3 protein-coding genes and 1 CRISPR repeat array are annotated in these 2,955 nt (G+C 31.0%); all 3 genes read right to left on the minus strand.

The annotated features are described in order from the left end of the window. Positions 1–61 precede the first annotated feature (61 nt). A CRISPR array of direct repeats spans positions 62–558; the repeat unit is 36 nt; unit sequence GTTTTACCGTTACTGAATCCTTAAGAGTACAAAAAC. 24 nt (positions 559–582) lie between these two features. Genes csn2-St through cas1 form a run of 3 tightly spaced genes read right to left on the minus strand, consistent with a single transcriptional unit; the run spans position 583 to position 2,858 of the window. Then, on the minus strand, positions 583–1,629 hold the full coding sequence (csn2-St, locus tag ON15_RS08925) for a CRISPR-associated protein Csn2-St (protein ID WP_010581142.1): 1,047 nt from the start codon (positions 1,627–1,629) through the stop codon (positions 583–585). 3 nt (positions 1,630–1,632) lie between these two features. Next, a complete protein-coding gene (gene cas2, locus ON15_RS08930) occupies positions 1,633–1,956 on the minus strand; it encodes a CRISPR-associated endonuclease Cas2 (RefSeq protein WP_010581143.1) in 324 nt (107 codons plus the stop codon). Beyond that, positions 1,953–2,858: a type II CRISPR-associated endonuclease Cas1 gene (cas1, locus tag ON15_RS08935; protein ID WP_026049556.1), complete on the minus strand. Its 906-nt coding sequence runs from the start codon at positions 2,856–2,858 to the stop codon at positions 1,953–1,955. Before cas1 ends, cas2 begins: the two co-directional genes overlap by 4 nt. Between the last annotated feature and the right edge of the window lie 97 nt (positions 2,859–2,955).

Genomic DNA, 2,955 nt, shown 5'->3' on the forward strand with positions numbered 1-2,955 from the left:
CCGTTACTGAATCCTTAAGAGTACAAAAAACCTAAGCAAACTTTCATTGACGTTGTTAAAAGTTTTACCGTTACTGAATCCTTAAGAGTACAAAAACTCATCACCAATACGATTGTACATTTTAATTGTTTTACCGTTACTGAATCCTTAAGAGTACAAAAACCTATCAGTCGAACTATTGATTTAAATTGATGTTTTACCGTTACTGAATCCTTAAGAGTACAAAAACTTGCTAAGGCTAAAATTTGGATAGCCTGTAGTTTTACCGTTACTGAATCCTTAAGAGTACAAAAACTACCCTTGAGGCTGTATATCCACAAAAAACGTTTTACCGTTACTGAATCCTTAAGAGTACAAAACAGAATGGTATATCGAATATGTAAATACGGTGTTTTACCGTTACTGAATCCTTAAGAGTACAAAAACTTTAAGCTCGTTTAGCACAGCGAGGGCTAAGTTTTACCGTTACTGAATCCTTAAGAGTACAAAAACATGGATATACAACAGCGATTAGCTAAGGTTGTTTTACCGTTACTGAATCCTTAAGAGTACAAAAACCTCAAAATGGAAAAAAGTCGAAGATTATTTACCATAAAGAAAATTTTCTTCACAGTCGGTCAGCTCATTTCTGTTTCCCTTAATTAGCTGAATTTCATTGCATCCAAGCAATTCATCAACTAACTTTAATAATAGCATATTCTTTTTATCCAGAAAAACATTTTTATAATTTTTCTGATCAATGTACGGAAAAATCTTAAACAAATTTCCCAGTAAATCTTCTTCATCATCGAATTCATTATCTGGATAATTATTTTTTATTGAATTCAAAAAAATATCATAGGGGGGAAGCTGTTGTATTTCGTTATATATAAGAACAGTATTCTCCATATCTTCTGGCTCATAAGCAATGTCCAAGAAATCATCACTAACAATAAAAACTCTTAAAAGTTTAGTTTCATTAGTAATTTTTCTCAAGACAGCAATAAATTTTTTCAAGCTTCCCTTGGCCAAAAATGAATTTGGATTTTTTATCCATAACCAGATTGGCTTACTTTCTGAGATCAAGAAGTTCCTTAATAATCTACAAAAGTCCTCGATTGTTTTATTTACATCCAACATTTGCAATGGAAAAACTTGGCTGTTTTCAAGATAATTGATTATTAATAACTTCTTCAGAATTTCATCAAATTCTATCGCATGCAAAGAAGGAACAAAATTGTGCAGCTCATTTTCAATTTTATCTTGAAATATTGTTTCTAGATTCAAAATCTTGTCATTTAATTCATAAATGGATTTATTGAGGTCAAAATCATTTTTCAAATTTTCAAAATAGTGCAATAATAAGCTACCCTTAGATAATGTATAATGTTTCAAGAAACTATCTCTGCTATCCAATATCATGATCAAGTTATTTTTACTATTTAATTTTTTCCCATCACATTCAATCGAAATACCATCTTCACCATAAACATTCTCTTCCAATTCATTCAATGCTTTACCCATGTTGAACCTTTGCAATCCACGAAACAATTTCCACTTAATTTCTGAATTTGGACCTAAAAAAAAGTTTATTAAACCCGCATCAAAATTTAAGTATTGATTATTTTCATATTCAATTTTAAGATTCATTTTCTAAATCACCACCAATTTTTGGATACCAACGACTTTTTCTTGCTTGCTTCTTTGACCAACTAACAGTTTCATATCTTCAAACTGCTTTTCACTTATATACAACAGCCTTACCTCACCAGCAGCGGGTAATCTTCTTTCAAGTATCGATTCAAATTTCTTCCCTGCTGATCTATTTGGAACAATCCGATAATATACTGAATATTGGAGCATCGAAAACCCATTTTCAATCAATGACTTGCGAAAAATTCGATAATCTCTTTTCTGCTTGCTAGTTTCAACTGGTAAATCAAACATACACAATATTCTCATTTCTTGATACCTCATTTCATTGCCTCCAAAAAATCATCCAACTTAATTCTTTCAAGTAACAAAGTATTTTCTTCAGACATTGCTTCAACAAAGCTTGTTATGTATTTATCCATTATCTGATCTATCGAACTGTGGGTTCCTTTAAAAATCATTTCTTGATTTAAAAAATTAATAATAATCAATCTTGCTTCATACGAAAGATATTTATATTTATGAAAAATATTTTTCATCAGCCAATAGTCCATCAATGGTCGAAAGGGTTCCATCAAATCATCTACCAGATTAAACGAATTAAATTCATTATGATGAAATATTCCCAAAGCTGGGATTAGTCCTTGACCAACAACTAACCGTGCTACTGCAGCTCGAATGATCGTATAGCCATAATTCATTCCACTGTTTTCAAGACAATCTTTGTCTCGCGTAAAATTAAGTCCATATAACGAATTAAAATAAATCTTGGCTGTATGACCTTCACGATTTGTCTGATCTCCTGGAGTCAAATTGTGATAATTCTTTTGCATTAATTCGATTCGTTCTGGTTCGACTTTTAATAATTCAGCTACTCTGATTTGATTAGTTATTTTTTGACCTATGACATTTTTCCACATTTCTTTTTTAATTTCTTGTGTCCATTTTATTTGCTGTAATGTGCGTTTGGCCATATGATGGTAGTTTCCATAACTTAAAAGTATCCCTGTTGGTAAATACTGTTTATCACAAATTATCGTTACAATATTATATTTAGTAAAAGCTGCCATTAAAGAAGTTGTTAGAGTAGTTCGCCCTTCAATAACTATCATATTAATATCAGCTAGAGGAATAAAATACTTGAATCCTTGCTTAGATATTTGCAAGTTATCTAAACGCAGTTGCATTGATTCACTTTCTTTAACATGTACAATTCGCCACCCCATTTTAATTCCACCTTTCTTTACTTTGATGTACAAAAAAACCCACTCCAAAGCGGAATGGGAAATTCGGTATAAAACCTTATTTTTGTAGATTCTTAAA

The organism is Liquorilactobacillus vini DSM 20605, from assembly GCF_000255495.1.
Classification (GTDB): domain Bacteria; phylum Bacillota; class Bacilli; order Lactobacillales; family Lactobacillaceae; genus Liquorilactobacillus; species Liquorilactobacillus vini.